This is a genomic window from Streptomyces diversicolor, from assembly GCF_057537855.1.
The window spans coordinates 1-21305 of sequence record NZ_BAAJXA010000066.1; the positions used below are offsets into that span (position 1 = coordinate 1).

Genomic DNA, 21305 nt, shown 5'->3' on the forward strand with positions numbered 1-21305 from the left:
TCCCATCATGACATCTCCCGCGCCTCCTGGTGCACGGGCAGACAGCAGCCCGGACATGGACGACATGTTGCGCCGGGCCCGCATGGACGACCAGCGCCGTTCGCAGCGGCCGGAGCTGCCGGCCTGCGTCCCCGGCCTGTACGTCCAGCACCGCGACCGTGGCTTCGTCGCCCACATCACCGCCTCCGAGTCCGTCTTCAGCACGGTGCGCGGTCTGACCGTGTCCGTGCTGAAGACGTACGGGGCCGGCCAGGCGACCGCCGACACCGCTGAGTGGCTCGTCTCCGAGCTGCTCGGCAACGCCGTGCGGGCCTGCGGCGATCACGTGCCGCTGGTCGTAGAGGTGTACGTCACCGGGCGCAGCGTCCAGGTGAACGTGCACGACCCCGCCGCCGATCTGCTGCCCCGCCGCAGCGCGGTGGCGATGGACAGCGACAACGCGGAGTCCGGGCGAGGCCTGGGTCTGCTGGACATGCTCGCGCCCGGCTGGGACATCGCGCCCTCGCCGGTCGGCAAGCAGATCCGCTGCAACATCGCCGCCGCCAAGTAGCTCAGCCCGCCGCCAACACACGAGCCAGCCCCGGGGATATCGCCCCGGGGCTGACTCGCACCCAGACCTGCCGGGAGGCACAAATGAAGATGCGAGTGTCCGTCGCCCTCGTCCGCAGCCACGCCTACGCGCCGGTCTCCACCGACGCGATCGAGCCGCCCCGCGCCGCCTGCGCCAAGGAGGACCCCGAGCTGTTCTTCCCGATCGGCGACACCGGCCCGGCGCTGCTCCAGATCGAGGAGGCCAAGGCCGTCTGCCGCCGCTGCCCCCTGATCGAGAGCTGCCTCGAGGGCGCGCTGGAGCGGGGCGAGGCCGCGGGCGTGTGGGGCGGGATGTCCGAGAAGGAACGCCGCTCCCTCAAGCGCCGCGAGGCCCGCAAGCGCGCCGCGGCCGCCTGACGCCCGCCGTACGGGAGCGACAGCCAACTCCCAGCCCGCACCACGCCGTTCAACCAGGCCAGCCGCCCGTGGTGCGGGCGGCCGGCCTTTCGCATGTCTCCAGCCCGGGAAAGCCTCGGGCTTCCTTCCTCCCCGGGAGACCTCATGGACAGCACCACCCCCACCGTCACCAGCCTGGCCCGGCAGCTGCCGACTTCGCTGTGCACGCACACGCCGACCTGTCCGTCGGCCACCAGCTCGGACCGCGAGGCCGCGCACGTCGTGTCCGCCCACCCGGAGCAGGGCTGGAGCCTGCTGTGCAACGGCGTCCTGCTCTTCGAGGACACCGGGGAGCTGCTCCCCGACGGCCAGGTCGTCGCCCCGCACCGGCACCTCGCGGTCGTGGCCTGACGGTTGCCTGATCCGCCCGCACCGACCGCCGAACACCTGGCGGCCGGGACGGGCGGTGACGGGGAGCCGGACAGCCCGGACCACGTGAGCTGCCAAGGAGTTGCCGTGCGCGACAGCGCCAAGAGCACCACCCCCGCGATCAGGTACAAGCAGGGCCAGTTCGTCCTGTACCGCGACCCGGAGATGTTCTGGACCGGGCAGGCCGGCCACACCTTCGTGTGCAAGGTCCAGCGGTCCTGGACGGAGGGCACCTACGACCTGGTCGCCGTGGCCACCGGCCGCTTCGTCCACGAGGCCAGCGGCGACTACATGCGGCTGCTGCCGGCCGTCGACGCGATGCGCGACATCGACACCGCCCCGCTCAACACCGACGGCGCGGCCGACGACATGACCGCGGCCGCCATCGCCTGGCTGACCCAGCAGCACGCGACCGCCAACCAGCGTGCGGAGCTGCCCGCCCAGCGCGACTGACCGAACCCCCGTGAACCGCCGCCCCCGGGCGGCAACGACCTGGAAGGAGGCGGCGTGGCCGCCACTCGAACCCGCAACAAGAGGCCCACCGCCCGTAAGAAGGCGGCGGCAACCCGTCCGACTCCGCAGCCCACTGCCTCCCCCACCCCCGACGCTCCCGAGACCCCTGCCGGGACCACGGAGACGGAGGAGGCCTTCGAAGCGCCGGACCCCGTCGCGGACGCCCGGGACCGGGCCGCCGACGTCATCGACACCGCACGCGAGCAGGCCGCCGCCCTCCAGGCGGAAGCCGAGAGCGCGGCCGCGCGCACCGTCGCCGACACGCACGCGAAGGTCACCGCGCTGATGACCGAGGCGCAGAGCCGCGCCGCGGGCATCACCGCCGACGCCGACCGGGAGGCCACCGCCCAGCGCACGGCGGCCAAGAACGACCTGGAGGCGGCGCGCGGTGAGGCCGACCGGCTCCTGGCGGAGGCCCGCGACCGTGCCGAGACCCTCGTGAAGGAGGCCCGCGCGCAGGTCGCCGACCTGACCGAGCTGGTCGCCACCGACCGTGAGGCGACCGGCAAGGCGGTTGCCGAGCTGCGGCGCCTGGCGGAGGCCGATCTCACCGAGATCAGCGCCCTGGTCGACCAGCGCCGCCTCGAGGCCGGGCAGATCCTCGCCCGCGCCCAGGAGCAGGCCGACGAACTGGTGGCGGCTGCGCAGCGGGAGGTCGACCAGGCCCGCGAGCGGTTCGCCCAGCTCGCGGCGACGGCCGCCGAACAGTACGACGGCCGCCGGGCGGAGGCGGAGGCGCTGTACGCGGACGCGGTCAAGGCCGCCGACGACCGGCGCCGCGAGGCCGACCAGCACGTTGCCACCGCGCACACCGAGGCGGAGCAGGCCCGCACCGAGCTGCGCGAGAAGCTGCGCGAGCTCACCGACCAGTTCGACACGGAGGCCGCGACCAAGCGCAAGGCCCTCGCCGACGAACTCGCCGGGCTCAAGCAGGCGTGCGACAAGCAGCGCGAGCGGCTGCGGGAGGAAGCCAAGACCGTCGCGGTGCAGCTGCGGGAGGCCGCGCAGAAGGAGGCCGACCGCATCACCACGGAGGCGCAGCGCAAGGCCAAGGGCATCACCGAGCGGGCGCAGGCCGATGAGGCCCGCGCCCGCCGGCTGCTCGATGAGGCCCGGGAGGCGAAGCGGGCCAACTCCCGCTTCCGCGGCTGGCAGCAGAACCTCAGCCGCAAGGCATGGAAGACCGCCCCGTGGATCGCGCTCGCCGCCGGCGTCGGGCTCGCCGCCTCCGGCGAGTACGAGCTGGCCCGCATGGTCGGCATCAACCAGTACGTCGCCCCGCTGCTGCCGGTCAGCATCGACGTCTACTGCGTCACCGCCTTCCGCGCCAAGAAGGACATCCCCTACGCGCTGCTGCTGATGGCGTCGGCGAACGTGACGTACCACCTGTCCGAGCAGGCGCACATCGTCAAGGAAGGCCAGTCGGCACCGTGGCAGCTGACCACGTTCGTCGTACTGATCTTCGTGGCCGTCATCTGGCGCGTCCACACGCTCATGCACGACGACGGTACGAACAGCCACGGCAGTACGCCTGCTGCGGTCGGCCGTACCGGTACGGACAGCGGAAACGGAACGCCCGCCCGTACAGGTACGCACTCGCGGACCGACGGAACGGACGGCACTTCGTCCAGCCGTACAGGGGCCGCGAGCCCCGGCCTGTACATCGCTCACAGCTCGGTCCGGCCGGAGGAAATGGGCACCGGACGCGACGGTACGGACCCTGTACGCCCCGCCTCGCACCCGCCGCACGATGACGGGTCCGAAGCGGCGGTGACCAGGCCGTACAGCGACCGTACAGACGGCGTACACACCGCTCCTGACGGGGCGCGGCGTACAGGTACAGCGACTGTGGGGCGTACCGGTACGGCCAGTGCGGCCGTACAGGCGCGTACCGGCACGGTCAGCGTCCGTACACAGTCCGGCGGTGAGGGTGTTCCGGAGGCCCGTACAGGTACGGGCGCCGCGTCCTCTCCCGCAACCGGAACCAGCGGTACGGCGGGTGCGGACCGTCCCGGTACGCCTGTACGGACGGACGCTGAACTCCTGCCGCTCGTACAGAACCTGCCGCGAGACGAGGACGGCTTCGTCACGCTCTACCAGGCCCGCACCAAGCTCAGCGTCAACCAGTCCCGCGCGGTCCGGCTGCTGAAGGAGGCCGGCCTGCTGCGTCCCGAGGACGCGGACAAGCACCTGCGCTGATCCACCGTCCGGCACACAGCAGTGAGGGCCAGCCCATTCGACCTGGGCTGGCCCTCGCTGCGACTGCCGGAAGCAGTCGACAGCCCCACCAGTACACCAGGAGGGAATCCCCGCCGTGAACAGCAACAACGACCCGAATTACGCACCTCTGCGCGACGTCGCGCAGAGCCCGGAGGCAACCGCCCGGTACCTGGCCGACGTTCAGCGGGTCCTGCTGGACATCGGCAAGAACCTGGAGACCCTCGCGCACGAGACCCGCGTGCACCTGCGCGACACGCACGTGGAGGGCGACCGCTGGTACCACGCCAGGATGCGCGCGATGCCCGTCGAAAAGGCCCTCGGGAACGTGCTCAAGAACCTGAACAACCTCACCGAGGGCCTGGAAAAGAGCGCCTATAAGCGCCGCGCCCACGACGAGAACGTGGTGAATACGGCCAAGGACAGGAAGGAAAAGGAGCTGGAAAAGCAGCGGAAGAAGAACCCGCCGTCGCTCCAGGCCGCTCCCACTCCGCCGCAGCAGGGTGGACAGAGCCAGAATTCCGGGTACAGTGGTGGTCCCACGTCGATTTACGACCTCGGTAAGAGGGAGTCGGCGTGAACCGCCCCCTCAGCAGTGCCGAACGGTCCGCCGAACGGCGTCAGAACTGGCTGAAGGAAGAGGCGACGAAAGCCCGCGAATCTCGCGGCGAGGCAGGGCAGATGGAATTCTGGCTCCGCCTGGCACGATCCCGAATGGCCAAGGACGTCAAAGCCGGTCGCGGCGACGTCTACTCCGGATTCGCGCTGATCTGCCGCCTGTTCATCACGGCGCTGGACCAGCGGGTGGAGGGCAACGGACGGATCTGGAACGACCTGCTGCAGTACGCGGAGCAGGTCGTGGCGAAGCACCCCCCGCGTAACTGAACGTCACCAGCGAAGGCCCCGCCGGGCTCCGGCGGGGCCTCGCGCGCGTAAAGCGTGCACACGTGCACGTGCACACGCGTGCACACAAGACCCCACGCTCTGTCAAGTCCCAGGAGGGAGGCGCACCGTGTCCGATGAGGACGGCACCGGGACCCTGGTCCAGGGCCCCTGGAGCGGTGATTCCACGTACGTGCCACCGCCGATCCCGGATTACGGCGACACCATTCCGCCGCCGGAAGACATTCCCCCAGCGCCGCCGGAGTCGCCGGAAGAGACGACGATGGAACTGCCGACGATTCCGGCAGCCCCGGACCCGTCAGCGGCCCTGCGCTCTGAAGGAATTCCGGCACCAGAAATCAGCGAAGATGACGGCGAATACGAGGAAGGAGAATACGAACAGCCTCGTTCTCTCGCTGACCGTCTCGGTGACTGGTTGGAATTCCGGCTGGAAAGGGCGCGGACCAACCATGAAAGCGAAGCGCCTTTCCGTGAGGCTGAAATAGCGCGGAAGGCTGCGCTGCTGGAGGGCCGCACCGCGCAAGAAGTCGCGATGATGGAGCAGAACGGAAAGCTCCACGCCGCGATGATGAAAGCGAAGGGCGACAAAGCGGCGGCGCGCGGAAAGGCCGACGCCGACCGCACGAAAGCGTCCGGCTCCGGCCTGGGGGCGGACAAGGGCCGCTCGAAGGCCGGCGGCGGGGGCGGGTCCTCGCGCGGCGGTGGCGGCAGCGGTCCGTCTCGCAACAGCTCGGGTCCCGGCTCCAAGGGGCCCGGGTCACGTGGCTCCAACTCCGGAGGCCCCGGCGGGCGTTCGGGGTCCGGATCGGCAGGGGGCAGCGGAGGCGGCAAGGGCGGCACGAAGGGCTCTCAGACGGGCTCTGGCGGCCGTGCATCCGGTCCTGGGCGCGGAGGTTCGTCCGGGGGGTCGAAAGGCTCTCAGACGGGCTCTGGCAGCTCTGGCCGGGGCGGCAACTCGAAGGGCGACGGCGCAAGTCCGGCGTCCGGCGCCCGTGCTGAGCGGGCCCGCGGCCGCCAGGAGCGCGCCGGGGTCCGGCAGGCCGGGCGGCAGGAGCGGCGCAGCGCCGGGCACGCCGCCGGCGTCGCGGACCGGAGCAAGGACCGCGACCAGGCGCGCGCCCAGCGGCAGCAGGCGTGGGAGGACCGCCGGGCCAAGAAGACGGAGCGGGCGGAGGCACGGAAGGCGAAGCGGGAAGCCGCGGCGTCGGCCGACTCGGGCCGCACCACGCTGGGTCAGGCCGTCGGTGAGGAAGCCCAGCGCCGCTTCGACAAGCGCCGCGCCGACGCGAAGGCCGCCGCGGACGCGAAGGACGCGAAGGCCGGCACCGAGAAGGTGAGCCTGACCAAGGACAAGGACAAGGACTCCAAGGGCAAGGGCACCGACGACGGCAAGAGCGCCGACGGCAAGGACGGGAAGTCCCCCAAGGACGGCCCTGACGGGGCCTCCAGCGCCGCGAAGGACGGCAAGGCGGGCGATGAGCCGGGCAAGGACTCAACGGCCGGTGACGGGGCGTCTGACGGTGCGAAGAAGCGGCGCCGGTTCCGGCGTCGGCGCACCGGCAGCACGGGCCGGGCCGGACGGCGCGGACGTACCCGCCGCACGGGTCGCACCGGCCGGACGGGGCGTGGTCGTACGGGTCGTGCCGGTCGGCGTGGCCGTCCGGCGGACAGCCCGTTCGGCGAGGAGGACTCCACGCCGACGTGGGAGTGGCTTGGCCGTCCGGCCCGCTCGCCGCGCACGGACAGCAAGGGCGAGGACGACATCGTCGACGCGGACATCGTCCCGGACGGGCCCGCGGCCATGACGACCGGCGTGAGGGGCCTGCCGCCCGCGCCGGAGCGGCACACCGCACGGCCCGGCACCAGTCGGCCGACCAGCACGGAAGGGAGCAGCGTGAGCAGTTCGGAGGTCAGCAGGCCGTCCGGCGCGGGGGGCCTCGGAGCCCAGCACCGCACGGACATCACGTTCGGCGAGTACCTGATGGAGATGGCGAACATCGCCATCCAGGCCGCGTCCGACCAGGAGCGGGCCGAAGCCCTCGCGGAGGCCCTGGACAAGGTCGCCGACGCCCTGCGGGACATGGCCGCCGATCTGATCGGTGACCACAACGTCAGCACCGAGGTCACCGAGCTGATCTCGGACCTGGCCGACTCCGCGGCCCGGTTGAAGCAGCTGGCCGAACGGTGCGCGTCCGAGTGCGGGCTGGCCCTGGAGGCCGCCAAGCTCGCGGCCGCGATGGTCGCCCGCGTGTACGGCCAGGACATGGCCGCGAAGGAAGACGCGGGCCTGAAGTACACGTCGGCCGCAGCCCACCACGACTAGGAAGAGGGAGGAAACCCGCTGATGAGCAGCGATCTCGCACCCCGCCCCAGCGGCGCGGCGCCCGCCGTGGCCGACGGCGACAACCGCTACAAGGCCGTCCAGGCCAAGCTCGATGCCCTCGGGCGCGCGCTCGATGACGCCGGGCTCGGCCTGGAGGAACTCGTGCGCAGCATCGCGAAGAACCGCAAGCGTGCCGAGGACGCGGCCCGCGACGTCGCCAACGCGGAACTGGACCCGAAGTTCGTGGAGCTGACCAGCAACGTCGGTGTCGCCCTCGGGGGCGCCGGGGTGCAGGTCAAGAAGCTGGCCGACACCGCGCAGGAGACCGCCGACCTCACCTACGAGACCAAGCGGACCCACTCGAAGCTGTACGGCGCGCTGGACGACATCCGCTCCAACCGGCGGGAGAGGACGCCCAAGCCGGGCTTCTTCAACGACTGACCCCGCTCCCCCAACCCACCCCGCCACGGGCGGCCCCGCACAACGCGGGGCCGCCCGTGCTCATTCGCCGAAGGAGAAGCCGGTGACCACGCCGCGCAGTGTCGCGCTCGAACGCCTCGCCTACACCCTCGCCGCGCCCGTGCTGGCCGTGGCCCCGAACCTCTACCCCGACAGCCCCGTCAACCAGGTCGTGCAGCTCGCCGGCGCGGCCGGGATCGGCGGCTGGTTCCTGGCCGCCAAGAGCGATGAGCCCGGCGCCGGACGCAAGATCCTGCGCTGGTCCCCGCTGGTCCTGGCCGCCGCCGTCGACGTCGCCGCCGGGCACACAGGCGGCTTCGGCCCGTACTGGATGGACGGGCTGCTCGCCGCTGGATGGGCGGCGGCCGGCTACCTGGTGATGCCGTTCTCCCGGCACACCCGCCGCCGTCACCGTCCCGCCCTCGCCGCCCCGGCCCCGCAGCCGGCGCCCGCCGAAGTCCTCGAGGAGTCGTTGGCGCAGCCGGACGACGGAGCCGACCTGCTCACCCGCGACGCCCGGGTGCTGTGGGAGCAGGCCGGGATGCCCGGCCGCACACACATCGTCAAGGCCACCCGGCACGACGGACAGCGGCACGACATGACGATCCTGCTGCGCGCCTCGGAGACCGGACGGCCGATCACCGGCCTGTCGGAGGCCGTGGTCGCCGCGCCGTTCGGCGTGCACTCCAGCGACGTCGTCCTGGCGGAGGTCGCCATCCAGCCCGGCCGCCAGGGCGGGCCCGGCTGGATGGAGGCACGCATCACCCCCGACGCCAACGCCCGGCGCCGTACCAAGCCGACCGCGCAGGAGCGCTGGACGGACCGGGTCGGCGGACCCAAGGGCGGCGCCCCCGGCTCCGAGCTGGTCCACAAGACCCGCGACGACGAACGCGGGGTCACCTTCTACCGGGCGAAGATGGCCGACTCCACCGAGACCCCGCGCATCGACCTGGCCAAGGTCTGCCGCGCGCTGAACCTGCCCGAGGACGACTCCTGCGTGTTCGTCCTCATCGACGGAGCTGAGTTCCTGATCAGCGCGTTCGACACCCCGCCGCTCAGCGCGATCTTCCCCGCCACCCGCGAACTGCTCACCCCGGACGCCAAGGGCATGTACGTGTGCGGGTTCACCATCACCGGCCAGCCGGTGAAGAGCATGGTGTACCAGCACGACAAGAACGCCGCAGCCCACGGCCTCATCCTGGGTGTGTCCCGTTCCGGCAAGACGCAGTACTTCGCGATCAACATGGCCGCCCAGTCCCTGGACGGCCAGGTGGTGTGGCTGTCCACCGTCCGCAAGGACGAAAAGACCACGGTGCTCGGTCGGTACATCGACCGGCAGGGCTCGAACGCGCTGTGGATGGCGCGGCAGCTGCGGGCGGCGAAGGCGCTGTGCGAGATCAGGGCGGAGATGCCCTGGCCGCACGACGGCGAGCCGCACGACTACAAGCCGGGTGACACGCGCTGCCCGTACCGGCAGCTGAACGTGTACGCGGATGAGTTCATGACCGCAGCGCAGGACTCGGACTTCGGCGAGTTCATCCAGACGGACGGAGACGACCTCACGGTCACCGGGCTGAAGTACGGCATCGGCTTCAACCCCGCGGGCCAGTCGCCGTTCGCGCACAACGGCTTCTCCACGGAGATGAAGGACAACCTGCGGCAGAACAGCCGCCCGGTCATCTTCAACATGGGTTCGCCCGGCGCCACCCGCAAGGCGGCGGAGGGCACCATGGAGAACGCCTACGACGTGCCGACCATCCCGGCCCGCTACTCCCGCAACGAAGGCTCCGCGATCGAGCGGGCCATCAAGGGCGAGGCCGACCCGGAGAACGGCGTCAGCACGGGCGGCGTCGCGGTCATCGTCCTCGACAACGGCCGCGCCGTGCTCATGCGGTCGCTGTACGCGGACTTCGACACCGACCTCTCCGAGCTGTTCCCCGACGAGGTCAACCGGCTCACCGACTACGAGATCAGCGAGCTGGAGAAGCGCGGCCTGTGGTTCGACTGGAACGAGCCCGTGCGGCCCGGCGAGTTCTGGCCCGAGCCCGACGAGGACGACGAGGGCGAGGGCCGCTCCCGTCGGCGCGGCGGCGGAGGCGGCGGCAAGGGCGGTGGCGGGCGCGGCTCCAAGGGCGGCGGCCGCCGCTCCGAGCAGGTCGTCTCTACCCGCCAGGCGCTGGAGGCCATCAAGAACCTCACCGACGCCTGATCACACCAATCCATCCCCGGGGCCGGTCGCCCGAGCGCGGCCGGCCCCACCCGACCTCTTGTGAAGGAGCACCACCACCGTGGCCCTGTCCATCTCCGCCGCCGTGCTGCTGGGCATCATCGTCGTCGTCCTGGTCAAGGGCGGATACGTCCGCATCGGCTCCGCGCTGGCCTGCACGCTGTTCGGCTTCACCCTCGCCGCGACCGGCCTGGCCCCGACCATCAACAGCGGCCTCGTCTCGCTCGCCGGACTGATCTCCAGCTTCTGACCTATGCCTCGGTCCACGGCGGGTCGTGCGTGTAGTTGAGGCCGTCGCAGAAGCGGCAGTCCCACTCCGCGGGCACCTCCCACTTGTCGACCCAGAAGCCGACCTGCTTGCCCACGAAGAAGTTGTCCCCGCCGCACCACCCGCACTCGAAGACGAACTCCACCAGATCCCCTTCCCCGCGCCTGTCGGCTTCGAGGATGCCCGGGGCGCAGGTGCGGTGACTACCCACCCGCCAGCCCCAACTCACCTGCTGCACAACGCCGAAGGGCGCCGCCGGACACGACGCCGGCGACGCCCTTCGCCGTTGCGCGCGGCCACTCCCCCACTCCCTCACGCGCCCTCCCGGCCACCACGGCCAGGAGGGCGCGCCCCTTCCCGCGTGAATCGGAGAACCTCATGGACCCCCTGAACACCCAGTCCGGCATGCCCGAGTCCGAGGCCGCGGCCGAAGCCCGCCGTCTGCTCGATGAGTGGGCGGGCAAGCCCGTACGCCACCACCCCACCTCGTTCCGCGACGACACCGAGCCGCCGGCCTTCGGCACCACCCCGCCCGTGCGGCAGGAGGACCACCGGATCGTCCCGGCCTGGGCGGCCGGGATCGCGGTGGCCTCCGTCGGCGTCGGCGCCGGCGTCACCGGCATCGGCTGCGGTGCCTGGCTCGTGCTCCAGGGCCTGTCCTCCGTCACGTTGAACGGCGTCCTCATGGTCACTCTGCCGTTCGCGGGCCTGGCCATGGCCGCCACCGCCATCGGCGGCGCGATCAGCAAGGCCCGCGCGGCCGTCACCAAGAACGTCTTCGAGGGTCCGGTCACCCACCACACCGAGATCCACAACAACAGCACCACGCGCGGGGCGTTCTTCGCCCGCACCCGCAACGAGATCCGCTGACCGGCTCCGGTCCGCCCGCACCGCTCACCGATCCCTTCGCCGAAGGAGCAGCAACGCCATGCCCAACAACGACAAGCCGGTCAACGGCCAGGAGAACCCGTCCTTCTTCGACCTGTTCGACCAGTTGCCGCCCGTGCCCCCGGCCCCCGAACTCGAAGGCAAGCCCGGCACCGGGCGGTTCGCGCGGGTGCGCGCTGCGTGGAAGGCGTCCTGGGAAGAGGGCGGCTTCCTCTACCAGCGGTGGGAAGAGGTCTTCCAGGCCCGGCACGCCAGCTGGCACGAGGTCGCCAACTGGATCAAGGCGGCGGCACTGTTCGGCGGGCTCAGCCTCATCGTGCTGATGGTGGACGCCGCCGGCGACATCGCCTCCGTCACGCTCAAGGGCCTGTCCGCCATCCCGGCCACCGGCGCCAGCGACGGCAGCGGACTGTGGGGCACGGTCGACCACCCCATTCGGCTCTTCCTCGCCGACCAGGCCGCGCACCTGTCCGTCGCACCGGCCGCCCTGTACGCGTTCTGGCAGCTGACCGGCCTGCTCGGTCTGGTCGGCGGGTTCTTCGGCAACGCCGGAGCCCGCATCGCCTGGCTGCTGTTCGGGATCGGCAGCCTCTCCATGATCTGGTCCACCGCCCCGGCCGGGGGCCGCGCCGCCGCCACCGGGCTCGCCGCCCTCATGTGGGCCCTGGCCAGCATGTTCGCCCTGCGCGGCCTGACGCTTCGGCCCGTAGTCCACAACCACCCGCCGCAGTACCAGTTCAACCCCGCGCTCCACCTGCACGCCACGATCCCCGCCCCCACTCCGGCGGGCGACGACCTCGGTCCCGACAACGTCCACCCGCTCCAGCGCTGACCAGCACCGCCCCCGTCCCGCACCACCACCGCGCACCGAAGGGAACCTGATGAAGCCGCAGCTGGAGCAGACCGAGTTCTGGGTCGGCACCTTCCACGGGAGCCACGACGGCACCAAGGCCAAGGTCACCGCGACCCGCGACGACACCCGCCCCGAGCCGTACGCCTGGACATGCACGTGCGGCGCGTCCCGCTCCTTCCCCACCGAGCAAGACGTGTGGCCCACCGCCTGGCGGCACACCCACCCGACCCGCTTCGACCGGCTGCGGTCGTGGGCCGCCCGCCGCTTCCGCACCGCCCGCTGACCTGACGCTCTGCCTGGCCCTCGCCCGCCCCGCCCCCGGGGCCGGGCGAGGACCGGACAGGCCGCCCGGCCGCACGCACCACCCACCACGAGCAAGAAGGAGACCCCGTTTTGGCTGCGAAAGCCCCGGCCGTCATAGGCGTGCTCACCGAGCCCCCGGCGCCGACCTGGTGGAAGGTCAACCGCCACAAGGTCTTCGGCATCAGCGGGCTACTGATCGGCTACCTGGTCGGCACCCACCTGCACGGAGCCCCCCAGCAGCAGCCGGAGACGCCCCGGCCGGGCCACACCACGCCCGCGTCGGCCACGCGCTGAGAACAACCCCACGCGCACGGCCCACGGCCTCGCCGCATAACCCAGCCGCACCACCCGCTGCGCCCCGCCGACACCAGCACGACGTCGGCGGGGCGCAGCGCTGTCCACCCGACGACTGGAGGAACTGCTCGTGCTCATCCCCCGCCCGCGCCGCCGGATCGGCCGGCCTCGCCCGCAGCGTCCCGGCCCCCGCTACCCGCACCGCCCCGATCGGCTGCCCGGCGCCTGGAGCAGGTGATGCCGCGCCCCAGGAAGAAGCGTCGCCGCCCCGAGGTGAAGCGGATACCGCGCAGCATGGCGATCCTGCCGGAGTTTGATCGCGGCGCTGTTCCCGAAGGCTTGGTCACCCGGCGCCAGTTACGGGACATGAACCTCAGCCCGGGCGACAACCGCAGCCCGGACGGCAGCCGTGGGCCGGTCGCCATCCTGCGCTGCGAGTGGTGCGGCTACCGGCCGTGGTTGTCGTGCAACCACCCCACCCGGGGGCGCCTGTTCCGCGTCGACCTGGCCAAGCCCAAACGGACGCCGACGCTCGCTCAGGAGTGGGCCCTCGATCAGGCGATGGCAGCGAGACAGACCTGTGGCCAGTGCGGGAGGCGTTTTTACATCTGCCTCTCGAAAAAACTCGGCTGCTGCCTGGAGTGCTTCGACGGCACGCCCGTCGACCCCAGCAGCCTCATGACCCTCCCGGCCTCGGCCGTTCACCGGCTGGCCGCGTGAGCCAGCCCCGTCCCGACCGTCCAGGCCGGGACGGGGCCCGCACAACCCGGGCGGCCGCAGCACCGGCAAAGGCCGGCCGCCCGCTCCCTCACCCATCGAGATCAGGAGAGAACCAGCATGCAGCATCGTCCCGCCGTCTTCGCCGCCCTGCTCGGACTGACCCGTGCCGCCAGCGCGGTCGGTGACTTCTGGGTACAGAACGACTTCTGCGCCCGCGTGAAGGGCGCCTCCGACGACGTGCCGGTCACGTACGTGGACCCGGTCACCGAGGACAAGACCGTCCACGGCACGGCCGACGGCCGCAAGGCCTGCCTTCACCACTGCCTGACCTATACGGCCACGCAGGCGATCATCGCCGGGGCCGGCGCCCGCGCGCTCGGCATCCGAGTCCACCCGGCCGCCGCCGCGGCGGCGCTCGCGGTGTCCTTCGGCACCCACTACGCCGCGGACCGCCGCGTCCCGGGCAATGGCTTGCTGGAGAAGATCGCCACCAGGACCGGCAAGGGCGGCTTCTACCGCCTGGCCGACTACGGAATCAACGGCGCGTTCCACCTGGACAGCGCGTGGCACCACGGCTGGGAAACGGTCGCCGCGCTCATCGCCACCACCAAGGCGACGACCCGGTGACCGTCCGCTCCCGCACACGCCTGGAGCGCGTCCGCGCCTCGGTCGGCATCGCCCAGCTCGCCCTCCAGCAGATCGAGGACGACCTGAGCGCCGACGACGTCGACGGCCTGGAGCTCGCCGCGATCCTGCGCGAGCTCCAGGAGGACGTCGACGTCCCCGGCGGCCTCTTCCCCGCCCTCGCGCAGGTGGTCAGCGCCGCCGCGCGGCGGGCGGAGCAGATCGAGCCCGACCGCGACGGTGACGCCTCCTGCCCCCTGCACGAGGCCGCAGCGCTGCTCACCGACAACGCCGGGCAGCGCCTGAACTGGGCTGCCCGATCCCTCGACCCGCAAGGAGAATCCGCATGACCGCGCTGACGCCGCTGTATCCGCAGCTGCCGGAGAGGGCATTGATCGTGCTGATCGGCGCCTCCGGGGCCGGGAAGACGACGCTCGCCCGCACCTGGCCCGCCTTTCAGATCCTCTCGCTGGACTCCCTGCGGGGGTGGGTGAGCGAAGACGAGGGCTGCCAAGAGGCCAGCGATGACGCCGTCGACGTCCTGCATCTGCTCGTGGACCGCAGGATGGCCCGTCGGCGTAACACGGTCATCGACGCGACGAACGTGTCCAGCGCCGCGCGGGCCCCGCTGGTCGCCGCCGCCAAGCGCCACAACATGCCTGCCATCGCGGTGGTCCTGGCAACGCCCGAGGACGTGTGCCTGGCGCGGCAGGTCCCGCGCCCGGACAACCGGACCGTCCCCGACGACACGGTCCGCGCGCAGCACAAGGCCCGCGTCCACTCGCACCAGTCGCTGCGTGGGGAGGGCTTCAACGAGGTCGTCTTCGCGGAGAATCTCTACCGCCTGGAGCCGTTCCTGCGGCGGCTGAGCGAGACCCGCGACGCCGACCTCGGGCTGGACGGCGGCGACGGCCTGGGTGATCTGCTCCTGGTCCGCCGCATCTTCGGCCCCGAGATCCTGCCGCTGTGGCAGTGGCGGGACGGCTCCGACGTCGCGGGCGGTGACAGGGTCGCGGAGATCCGCCTCGGTCAGCTGTGCCTCACCCTCGCCCTGCGCACGGACGTCGACGGCGAGGGCGACTACGGCTTCGACGTCATGGTGCCCTGCCCGTTCGACCCCGAGTGCACGGGTTCCGCGTGGACGCCGGCCTGGAGCGTCAGCTGCCTCCACCGCGCGCTCACCGGCCAGTTGGACAACCACGAAGACACCGCCTGCAGCGTCCACGGCGGCTTTGACGACATCGACCAGGAGGCCGCCGACCACGACCAGGACGACGACCCTGAGGGCCGCGCCGACCTTCAAGCGCAGGCCCTGGAGGCGGTGCGCGGATGACCACCGAGCCCGAAGCCCCCGCCGCCTGCGGCTGGGACCAGGCCGTTTTCCGATGTGGCCGGTGCGGTGCTGTACGTACCGTCACCACCGAGGACGCCTACCTCCAGGCTGTCGGCGCCCACACCGACGCACACGCTGTGTGGGACCGGCTGAACCCCATCGAACGCGACGGCTTCGCCTCGATCCTGCGCACGATCCTGTCCGCGCCGGACCTCGCCGTCGAACTCCTGGCCCTCGCCGGCCAGCAGCACCTGCCGGAAGGCGACGACCGGTGAGCCGAACTGCTCCCGGTCCGCACCCGCACCCGCTCACCCCGGCCGACCTCCCGGCTGGGGATGAGTGGTGGCGCGGCTGTCCGGAGTGTCACCTGCCGATCCAGGGCGGAGGCGCCGGCCTCGCCGCGCACCGCAGCACTGTCCACACCAGCGCCGGTGACCCCCGGCGCCCGATCACGATCCACCTGGAGTTCTGACCAGCCCTCACCGGCGTGACGGACGCTCCGTGCCGCCCCGGCCCCCGCGCGACGGAGGCCGGGGCGGTCGCGGTGGTCCCTCACCACCGGGCTCCGGCCCGGCTGGGAGATGGAGTGGCCCGCCGCGAAGGCCGGCCGCTGGCACAACCCCGTCAGATGGACCAACCGCAGCGGCTTCGCGCTGCAAGCTCCGCCCGGGACAGCCGCTCTGCTTGGCGGCTTGACGGCTGTCCCGGGCCCATCCATCCCGCACAAGACGAGACGGAGAACCCAAGTATGTCGTCCCTCCTGCGCGTTCAGGGCCGGATCGGCCAGCGCACCCTCTTACTGACGACCGCCGCCGTGCCGTTGACCGGCTGGGCAGTCCACGCGACGGTGCTGCTCACGCAGCTCGCCCGTAAGGACAAGGACCCGCTGACCGGGCTGCTGCGCCGCGACGCCTACACCGCCCGCGCCCGCCGGCTCCTGGCCCGCCGCGACGACTTGGCCGTGGTCATGGTCGACGCCGACCACTTCAAGGCCGTGAACGACACGATGGGGCACCCGGTCGGGGACGCCGTCCTCGCCGCGTTCGGCGCCCGGCTGACCGCGTGGGCGGGCCCGCGCGCGTCCGTCGGCCGCCTCGGAGGCGATGAGTTCGCCGCCGTTGTCCAGGTGCCCGCCGCGCGCCTGGAGCAGCGCCTCGCGCAGCTGGTCCGGATGCTGCACACCCCCGTCGTCCTCGAGGACGGCCGCACCGTCGACGTCGCCGCCTCGGTCGGCGCCGCGAGCACTGGCGTCCTCGGCACCCGCGACCTGACCGTGTTGCAGCGGGCCGCCGACGTCGCCCTGTACGACGGCAAGCACTCCGGCCGCGCGACCCTCGCCACCGAGCAGCACGCCACGGTGCCGTCCATCAACGGCCGCCGGGCTGGGCGTCCGGGCACGGCAGTCTGGGGGCGAGCCGCATGAGTCCACTCACCCTGCCCGAGGGCGACTGGATCCGCGGCATCACGATCCGCCAGCCGTGGGCCACGTGCATCCTCGCCGGTAAGAACCCGGAGAACAGGCCGGTCCCCTGGACGTGGCAGGGCTGGATGATGATCCACGCCGGGCAGAAGCTGGAGAAGCCCGCGCTTCGCGACCCGCTGGTCGCCACCGCGATCCGGGGCCGCGAACTGCACCTCGGTGCGGTCATCGGCGTCGCCCGCCTCATCGACTGCCACCCCGACCAGGGCCCCGAGAAGTGCACCAGCCCCTGGGCGGAGCGCGGCGTGCAGCATCTGGTCTTCGCCGACGTCCAGGAGCTCGCCCTGCCCGTGCCCGCCACGGGCGCGCTCCCGGCCTGGAAGCCGAAGCCGGACCTGGTGGCGCAGGTGTTCCAGCAGTTGCGCGACTTCCGGCCGTGACCCGCGCGGGACGCAAGAAGGAGAAGCCGCCGTTCGAGCCGGGCCTGATCCCGGGTCCCGGCGAGCTTCTCGTCTGGCGCGACGGACAGCACTTCGACCGCTGGCAGGACCTCTCCTGCACGCTGTGCGGCCGGCCCACGCCCATGCGCTCCCACTCCGGCGAGCCCGTGCACAAAGCCTGCGCAGAGGACTGGCTCACCGCCAACCCCGTTGAGGCCCGCCGCGGGCGGTTCGCCTCCGACCTCACGCCGAAGCCCAAGTCCAAGGGGCAAGGCGACCACTCCTGACCTCCACCTGGAGGACATCCATGAGCAGTACCCCACACCACGACGTCGACCAGGCGCTCGTCTACCCCGAGCCGCCCGCGCACCCGAACTGGCGTCAGCCCGGGACGGCGAAGCCCCGGCCGATCACCCCCGCCCAGCAGGAGCACAACCGCGAGCTCCTGGCGCTCGCCCTGCGCAAGCCCCGCACCACAGCGGCCTAGGAGGGCCGGCCATGTTCACCGACATGAAAGAGGCCCTCGAAGCCGAGGCCCTCGAACTCACCGAGCTCGGCAGCGGCCAGACCGCCGCTGCCTCCCTGGTGGTCGCCCACAACGCCCGCGACAAGGACGACCTCGCCGACCTCCTGGGCGCGCTCGGACTGCCCTGCGGCGAGGACGACCTCGTCACCCTGCTCCCCCACCTTCCCACCGCCGACACCCCGACGACCGGAGCCCAGATGACCGCCAACGCCTTCACCGCCACTGCCGCCTCCATGCTCAACAACGGCGACAGCCCCGAGCACGTCCGCGACACCCTCGGCCTGTCGCAGGACGAACTCGCCGAAGCCGTCCAGACCGCCGGCCTGCCCGCCGCCGACGCGGACACCGAGGACAACGCCGACGCCCCGGAGACGGAGACGGAGACGGCCCCGGCCACGGTGCCCGACAGCACGATGGACGCCGACCAGATCGAGGCCCTGCTGATGTGGGCGGAGAACCACCCGGCCGCCGCCATCCGCAACCGGGCCGCCCGCGTGCGCAGCGACCTCATCGAGCTGACCGAGCGCCGCGCCACCGACGCCGCCCAACGGGAGGCAGAGGAACGCGTCGCCAATGCCAAGGCCGAACTGGAAGCCGCGCAGGCGCAGCTGCGCGCGGTGAAGGCCGGCGGTCACATCGCGACGGCGGTGCAGGACGCCAAGCCCCTGGCTCCGGCCGCCGCTCCCGCCCCGGCCCCGGCCGCGACCGCGACCGGCAAGCGCAGCAAGGAAGAGCTGGCCGCGATCCGGACGTGGGCGCGCGCCAACGGCCACCAGGTCGCCGACAAGGGCAACCCGGCCAAGAAGGTCCTGGACGCGTACGACGCCGCCCACCGCACCACCAACCTGGCGGTGGCGGGCTGATGGACGCCATTCCCTTCGCACTGGACGGCTACCTGGCCGCCGACGCCGAACCTGGCGACGGGGAGGACACCGCCTCCTGGCGGCTGAACTGCTCCGCCGGCACCGACCACCTGATGGAAGAAGCGGTCATTCCCTGCACCACCACGCAGCCGGAGATCGCCTACGCCCTGCTCACCGAGCGGCAGCCCGGCGACCTGCTCCGGGTCAGCGGCCACCTCACGCTCCCGGACACCGCCGACGGGGTCATCCGGCTGCACGCCGCCAACGTCGAAGTCCTCTGGGCAGCACCGGTACTGGACACCGATGAAGACGAGACGGACACCCTGGCGGCCCCGGACACGGACACCAGCCACAGCAACGCGATCACGGCCCTCGCCGAAGCCCTGAACAACCTCGCGCGGCGCTCACCCAGCAGTGAACGGACCATCGGCATCGACATCAGCCCCAACGGTCCCGGCATGGCCTCGGAGCATGCACACATACTCGACATCTCCCCGGCCATGGCCCACCGGATCGCCGACCACCTCGACGCCATGAGCTGCTTCATGGACAGCGAACGCCCCGACCGCGTCGTCCTGGACCCGGAGACCATCGCGGACCTGACCGAGCTCTTCGAGGACATCGACCTGATCGACCTCACCAACGTCGTCCTCAACGCCACCCGGCCCGAACACCGGCCCGCCGTCACACACGCGATGGACGACATGTTCGGCGACATCCCCGCCACCGAGGACACCGACCCGTGACCACCAGCCACACCCGAAGGGAAACACCCCTGATGCCCACCCAGCCCCAGCGCAGCGTCCTGGAGCGGTTCCCCGCCGGAGGCCCCCGCGGCTCCTGGCCGGCCGAAGAGTACGCCGCCGCCCAGCGCGCCCAGGGCACCAACGCCCAGGTCGTCATGGACCTGCGCAGCGACCAGTTCCTCGTGGTCACCGACACCGTCCCGCAGTAGCACCACCCCGGAGCGCCGCCCCCGACCTTCCCGGCCGGGCGCGGCGCTCCGCCGTTCCCTCATCACCGAGCAGAAGGGCACTCCTTCGTGCGTCCGATCCGCCTGATCTCCTTCGGCTACCTGCACCTGCCCACCGGCCCGGACGGCTCTCCCGTCCCGCCTGCCGCCGACCGGATCGAGGACGTCCGCGACCGGCTGCGCGACCCGGCAGCCGCCCGCGACATCCTCGACCTGGACGGCCTCAGCCCCCGCGTCCAGGACGTCGTTCTGAACACCCCCGGCGCCCGCGAGCTCATAGACAACCTCGCCGACTACGCCGACCTCCCCGCAGGCCCCCACCGCATCGCAATCGGCTGTGCCGGGGGTCGGCACCGTGCAAGCGGCCTCACCGAAATCCTTGCCCGCGCACTGCGCGAACGCGGCCGCCAAGTCGAAGTCGAGCACCTCCATGTCCACCTACCGCGCGTGCTGAAAGCGTCTGCCGCCAGCCCCGCCCCCATTCACCCCGAGCAGGAGCCGACCCGATGAAGCGCCCCTCCCTCTTCCGCCGCTGCGGCAACGCCCCCGGCGCTCTCAGCCCCGAGGACCAGGCTGCCGTCGACCAGTTCCGCGCGCTGCTCGCCGCACTGCGCGACATGGAGACGTGGACGCCTGGCCTCTACCGGGACATCGCCGTACGCGTCGGACCGTTCGTGGAACGGGCCCACCCTCGCCTAGGCGACGATCACGGGCCCGACCTGATCGCCGTCTCCCTGGTCCACCCCGACACTCCGCACGCGTCGGCCTACCTCCACGGCCACCAGCTCGGCTACACCGGCAGGGGCTGGCTGCGCTGCGAGACGGACAAGATCCTCGGACTGTGGCACCCGGCCCTCACACCGCTCACCCACGCCGCGGCCGGCCTCGACATCCCCGACGACGTTGGCATGAAGCCCGCGCACTACGCCGTCCACGTCGAAGCCCGCCGGACGGACAACTCCGGCCGCTTCCTGCTCCGCATGGGCCCGTACACCCAGACCTGGCTCGCCTCCCGTGACGCGGACCGCCTCAACAACCTGCTGGAGGGCCGCGCGGCCACCGTCATGCCCGGGTACACGGTCACTGCGAAGGACACCGGGTTCCACGTCAGCGACCACGCCTCCTACCGCGACCCGCACGAGGCCGACGCCTGCGAGCTCCTGGCGGCCCTTCTCAAGGATGTGAGCGCTCCATGGTGACGACGGCCCTGTACGAGATTGAGACCAGCGAAGCGGAAGACGGCACGACCGTTCCCGCCGAAGGCATCTGGACACCCAGCAGCGAGGATGCGGCCGACAACGGGTTCATCGCCTACAGCGGCCTGTTCGTCGCCGGCATCGGAGCACCGAACGACGACGCTCTTTACCCGGACCGGTTCGTCGTCCTCGGTCACCACCGGTGGGCAGACCTCATCGAGGCCGCCGCCGCGTTCATGGACCGAGTCCACGGCTGGCGCAACCTTCACCTCTACCCCGGCGACGACCCCGCGGTGCTCATCCACCGCATCCCACGGGCAGTTCACACGCACGCCGTCTTCTTACGGCACCCGCACCCAGACCACCCGTGCGGCTGCGAGTGGGAAGACACCTGGCGCCTGATCTGGGCACCGCCCACCGAGCCCGGCGCGGTCCCGGTCACCGCCATGCGGCACCCCGCCGCCCCGGCAACCGCCACGGGCCTCCCCAACCCCGACCAAGGGGCGCCCGCCGTCTGGGCACCCTGACGCACACGGCTGAGCATGAAGAAGGCCCGTACTCCCCGCGAAGCGCTGCGGGGGGTACGGGCCTTCTTGCGTTTCAGGG

The 21305-nt window shown here is 71.9% G+C and carries 32 protein-coding genes; 30 read left to right on the forward strand and 2 right to left on the reverse strand.

Going from position 1 to position 21305, the window contains the following annotated elements; all coding sequences use genetic code 11:
• Positions 1-55 precede the first annotated feature (55 nt).
• From AC27LF_RS42400 to AC27LF_RS42430, 7 genes are all read left to right on the forward strand, one after another.
• Positions 56-550, forward strand: coding sequence for an ATP-binding protein (locus AC27LF_RS42400; protein ID WP_479661388.1), 495 nt, complete (start codon positions 56-58; stop codon positions 548-550).
• Between the two features lie 89 nt (positions 551-639).
• A complete protein-coding gene (locus AC27LF_RS42405) occupies positions 640-948 on the forward strand; it encodes a WhiB family transcriptional regulator (RefSeq protein WP_479661411.1) in 309 nt (102 codons plus the stop codon).
• Between the two features lie 198 nt (positions 949-1146).
• Positions 1147-1338 carry a DUF5999 family protein gene (locus AC27LF_RS42410; RefSeq protein ID WP_479661410.1) on the forward strand — a complete coding sequence of 64 codons (192 nt, stop codon included), beginning with the start codon at positions 1147-1149 and terminating at the stop codon, positions 1336-1338.
• Between the two features lie 105 nt (positions 1339-1443).
• Positions 1444-1809 (forward strand): hypothetical protein, encoded by a 366-nt coding sequence (locus tag AC27LF_RS42415; protein ID WP_479661387.1) that lies wholly within the window; start codon positions 1444-1446, stop codon positions 1807-1809.
• 54 nt (positions 1810-1863) lie between these two features.
• Positions 1864-4068, forward strand: a complete 2205-nt coding sequence (locus AC27LF_RS42420) for a hypothetical protein (RefSeq protein WP_479661386.1) — start codon at positions 1864-1866, stop codon at positions 4066-4068.
• A 115-nt stretch (positions 4069-4183) separates the two neighbouring features.
• On the forward strand, positions 4184-4666 hold the full coding sequence (locus tag AC27LF_RS42425; RefSeq protein ID WP_479661385.1) for a hypothetical protein: 483 nt from the start codon (positions 4184-4186) through the stop codon (positions 4664-4666).
• Positions 4663-4971 (forward strand): hypothetical protein, encoded by a 309-nt coding sequence (locus tag AC27LF_RS42430; protein ID WP_333746130.1) that lies wholly within the window; start codon positions 4663-4665, stop codon positions 4969-4971. The genes AC27LF_RS42425 and AC27LF_RS42430 overlap by 4 nt, the downstream gene beginning before the upstream one ends.
• 316 nt (positions 4972-5287) lie before the next feature.
• On the opposite strand, the gene AC27LF_RS42435 is transcribed toward AC27LF_RS42430, so the two are convergent.
• A complete protein-coding gene (locus AC27LF_RS42435; protein ID WP_479661384.1) occupies positions 5288-5548 on the reverse strand; it encodes a hypothetical protein in 261 nt (86 codons plus the stop codon).
• Between AC27LF_RS42435 and AC27LF_RS42440 the strand changes: the two genes are divergently transcribed.
• The 4 genes from AC27LF_RS42440 (at position 5522) to AC27LF_RS42455 (ending at position 10248) form a co-directional block, all read left to right on the forward strand.
• Positions 5522-7312, forward strand: a complete 1791-nt coding sequence (locus tag AC27LF_RS42440) for an ATP/GTP-binding protein (protein ID WP_479661383.1) — start codon at positions 5522-5524, stop codon at positions 7310-7312. The genes AC27LF_RS42435 and AC27LF_RS42440 overlap by 27 nt on opposite strands.
• 21 nt (positions 7313-7333) lie before the next feature.
• Entirely contained in the window at positions 7334-7753 is a 420-nt protein-coding gene (locus tag AC27LF_RS42445) for a conjugal transfer protein TraB (RefSeq protein ID WP_479661382.1), read from the forward strand.
• A gap of 82 nt (positions 7754-7835) precedes the next feature.
• Complete coding sequence (locus AC27LF_RS42450) at positions 7836-9980, forward strand: chromosome segregation protein ParM (protein WP_479661381.1); 2145 nt, start codon at positions 7836-7838, stop codon at positions 9978-9980.
• 79 nt (positions 9981-10059) lie between these two features.
• On the forward strand, positions 10060-10248 hold the full coding sequence (locus tag AC27LF_RS42455; protein ID WP_479661380.1) for a hypothetical protein: 189 nt from the start codon (positions 10060-10062) through the stop codon (positions 10246-10248).
• 1 nt (position 10249) lies between these two features.
• Here the strand turns inward: AC27LF_RS42455 and AC27LF_RS42460 are convergent, their stop codons facing one another.
• Positions 10250-10411 (reverse strand): hypothetical protein, encoded by a 162-nt coding sequence (locus AC27LF_RS42460; RefSeq protein ID WP_210595504.1) that lies wholly within the window; start codon positions 10409-10411, stop codon positions 10250-10252.
• A gap of 233 nt (positions 10412-10644) precedes the next feature.
• Between AC27LF_RS42460 and AC27LF_RS42465 the strand changes: the two genes are divergently transcribed.
• The 19 genes from AC27LF_RS42465 to AC27LF_RS42555 all read left to right on the forward strand — a co-directional run bounded on the left by AC27LF_RS42465 (position 10645) and on the right by AC27LF_RS42555 (position 21226).
• Positions 10645-11136 carry a hypothetical protein gene (locus tag AC27LF_RS42465; protein ID WP_479661379.1) on the forward strand — a complete coding sequence of 164 codons (492 nt, stop codon included), beginning with the start codon at positions 10645-10647 and terminating at the stop codon, positions 11134-11136.
• A gap of 58 nt (positions 11137-11194) precedes the next feature.
• Positions 11195-11986, forward strand: coding sequence for a hypothetical protein (locus AC27LF_RS42470; RefSeq protein WP_479661378.1), 792 nt, complete (start codon positions 11195-11197; stop codon positions 11984-11986).
• Positions 11987-12035: 49 nt separating this feature from the next.
• Positions 12036-12290, forward strand: coding sequence for a hypothetical protein (locus AC27LF_RS42475; protein WP_479661377.1), 255 nt, complete (start codon positions 12036-12038; stop codon positions 12288-12290).
• Between the two features lie 110 nt (positions 12291-12400).
• Positions 12401-12604, forward strand: coding sequence for a hypothetical protein (locus tag AC27LF_RS42480; RefSeq protein ID WP_479661376.1), 204 nt, complete (start codon positions 12401-12403; stop codon positions 12602-12604).
• 294 nt (positions 12605-12898) lie between these two features.
• The gene (locus AC27LF_RS42485; protein ID WP_479661375.1) at positions 12899-13324 is read left to right on the forward strand and encodes an RRQRL motif-containing zinc-binding protein; all 426 of its coding nucleotides are present in this window, start codon (positions 12899-12901) and stop codon (positions 13322-13324) included.
• 117 nt (positions 13325-13441) lie between these two features.
• Complete coding sequence (locus AC27LF_RS42490) at positions 13442-13951, forward strand: hypothetical protein (RefSeq protein WP_479661374.1); 510 nt, start codon at positions 13442-13444, stop codon at positions 13949-13951.
• Entirely contained in the window at positions 13948-14298 is a 351-nt protein-coding gene (locus AC27LF_RS42495) for a hypothetical protein (RefSeq protein ID WP_479661373.1), read from the forward strand. Before AC27LF_RS42490 ends, AC27LF_RS42495 begins: the two co-directional genes overlap by 4 nt.
• Positions 14295-15281 (forward strand): AAA family ATPase, encoded by a 987-nt coding sequence (locus AC27LF_RS42500; RefSeq protein ID WP_479661372.1) that lies wholly within the window; start codon positions 14295-14297, stop codon positions 15279-15281. Before AC27LF_RS42495 ends, AC27LF_RS42500 begins: the two co-directional genes overlap by 4 nt.
• The gene (locus AC27LF_RS42505; RefSeq protein ID WP_479661371.1) at positions 15278-15556 is read left to right on the forward strand and encodes a hypothetical protein; all 279 of its coding nucleotides are present in this window, start codon (positions 15278-15280) and stop codon (positions 15554-15556) included. Before AC27LF_RS42500 ends, AC27LF_RS42505 begins: the two co-directional genes overlap by 4 nt.
• Positions 15557-16029: 473 nt before the next feature.
• Positions 16030-16704 (forward strand): GGDEF domain-containing protein, encoded by a 675-nt coding sequence (locus AC27LF_RS42510; protein WP_479661370.1) that lies wholly within the window; start codon positions 16030-16032, stop codon positions 16702-16704.
• Entirely contained in the window at positions 16701-17141 is a 441-nt protein-coding gene (locus tag AC27LF_RS42515; protein ID WP_479661369.1) for an ASCH domain-containing protein, read from the forward strand. Before AC27LF_RS42510 ends, AC27LF_RS42515 begins: the two co-directional genes overlap by 4 nt.
• Positions 17138-17428, forward strand: coding sequence for a hypothetical protein (locus AC27LF_RS42520; protein WP_479661368.1), 291 nt, complete (start codon positions 17138-17140; stop codon positions 17426-17428). Before AC27LF_RS42515 ends, AC27LF_RS42520 begins: the two co-directional genes overlap by 4 nt.
• A gap of 20 nt (positions 17429-17448) precedes the next feature.
• Complete coding sequence (locus AC27LF_RS42525; RefSeq protein WP_479661367.1) at positions 17449-17628, forward strand: hypothetical protein; 180 nt, start codon at positions 17449-17451, stop codon at positions 17626-17628.
• An 11-nt stretch (positions 17629-17639) separates the two neighbouring features.
• Positions 17640-18530 carry an Lsr2 family DNA-binding protein gene (locus tag AC27LF_RS42530; RefSeq protein WP_479661366.1) on the forward strand — a complete coding sequence of 297 codons (891 nt, stop codon included), beginning with the start codon at positions 17640-17642 and terminating at the stop codon, positions 18528-18530.
• Positions 18530-19276 carry a hypothetical protein gene (locus AC27LF_RS42535; RefSeq protein ID WP_479661365.1) on the forward strand — a complete coding sequence of 249 codons (747 nt, stop codon included), beginning with the start codon at positions 18530-18532 and terminating at the stop codon, positions 19274-19276. Before AC27LF_RS42530 ends, AC27LF_RS42535 begins: the two co-directional genes overlap by 1 nt.
• A 32-nt stretch (positions 19277-19308) precedes the next feature.
• Positions 19309-19485, forward strand: coding sequence for a hypothetical protein (locus tag AC27LF_RS42540; protein ID WP_479661364.1), 177 nt, complete (start codon positions 19309-19311; stop codon positions 19483-19485).
• A gap of 87 nt (positions 19486-19572) precedes the next feature.
• Entirely contained in the window at positions 19573-20013 is a 441-nt protein-coding gene (locus AC27LF_RS42545; protein WP_479661363.1) for a RapZ C-terminal domain-containing protein, read from the forward strand.
• Complete coding sequence (locus AC27LF_RS42550; RefSeq protein ID WP_479661362.1) at positions 20010-20702, forward strand: hypothetical protein; 693 nt, start codon at positions 20010-20012, stop codon at positions 20700-20702. The genes AC27LF_RS42545 and AC27LF_RS42550 overlap by 4 nt, the downstream gene beginning before the upstream one ends.
• Complete coding sequence (locus AC27LF_RS42555; RefSeq protein WP_479661361.1) at positions 20696-21226, forward strand: hypothetical protein; 531 nt, start codon at positions 20696-20698, stop codon at positions 21224-21226. Before AC27LF_RS42550 ends, AC27LF_RS42555 begins: the two co-directional genes overlap by 7 nt.
• The last annotated feature ends 79 nt before the right edge of the window (positions 21227-21305 follow it).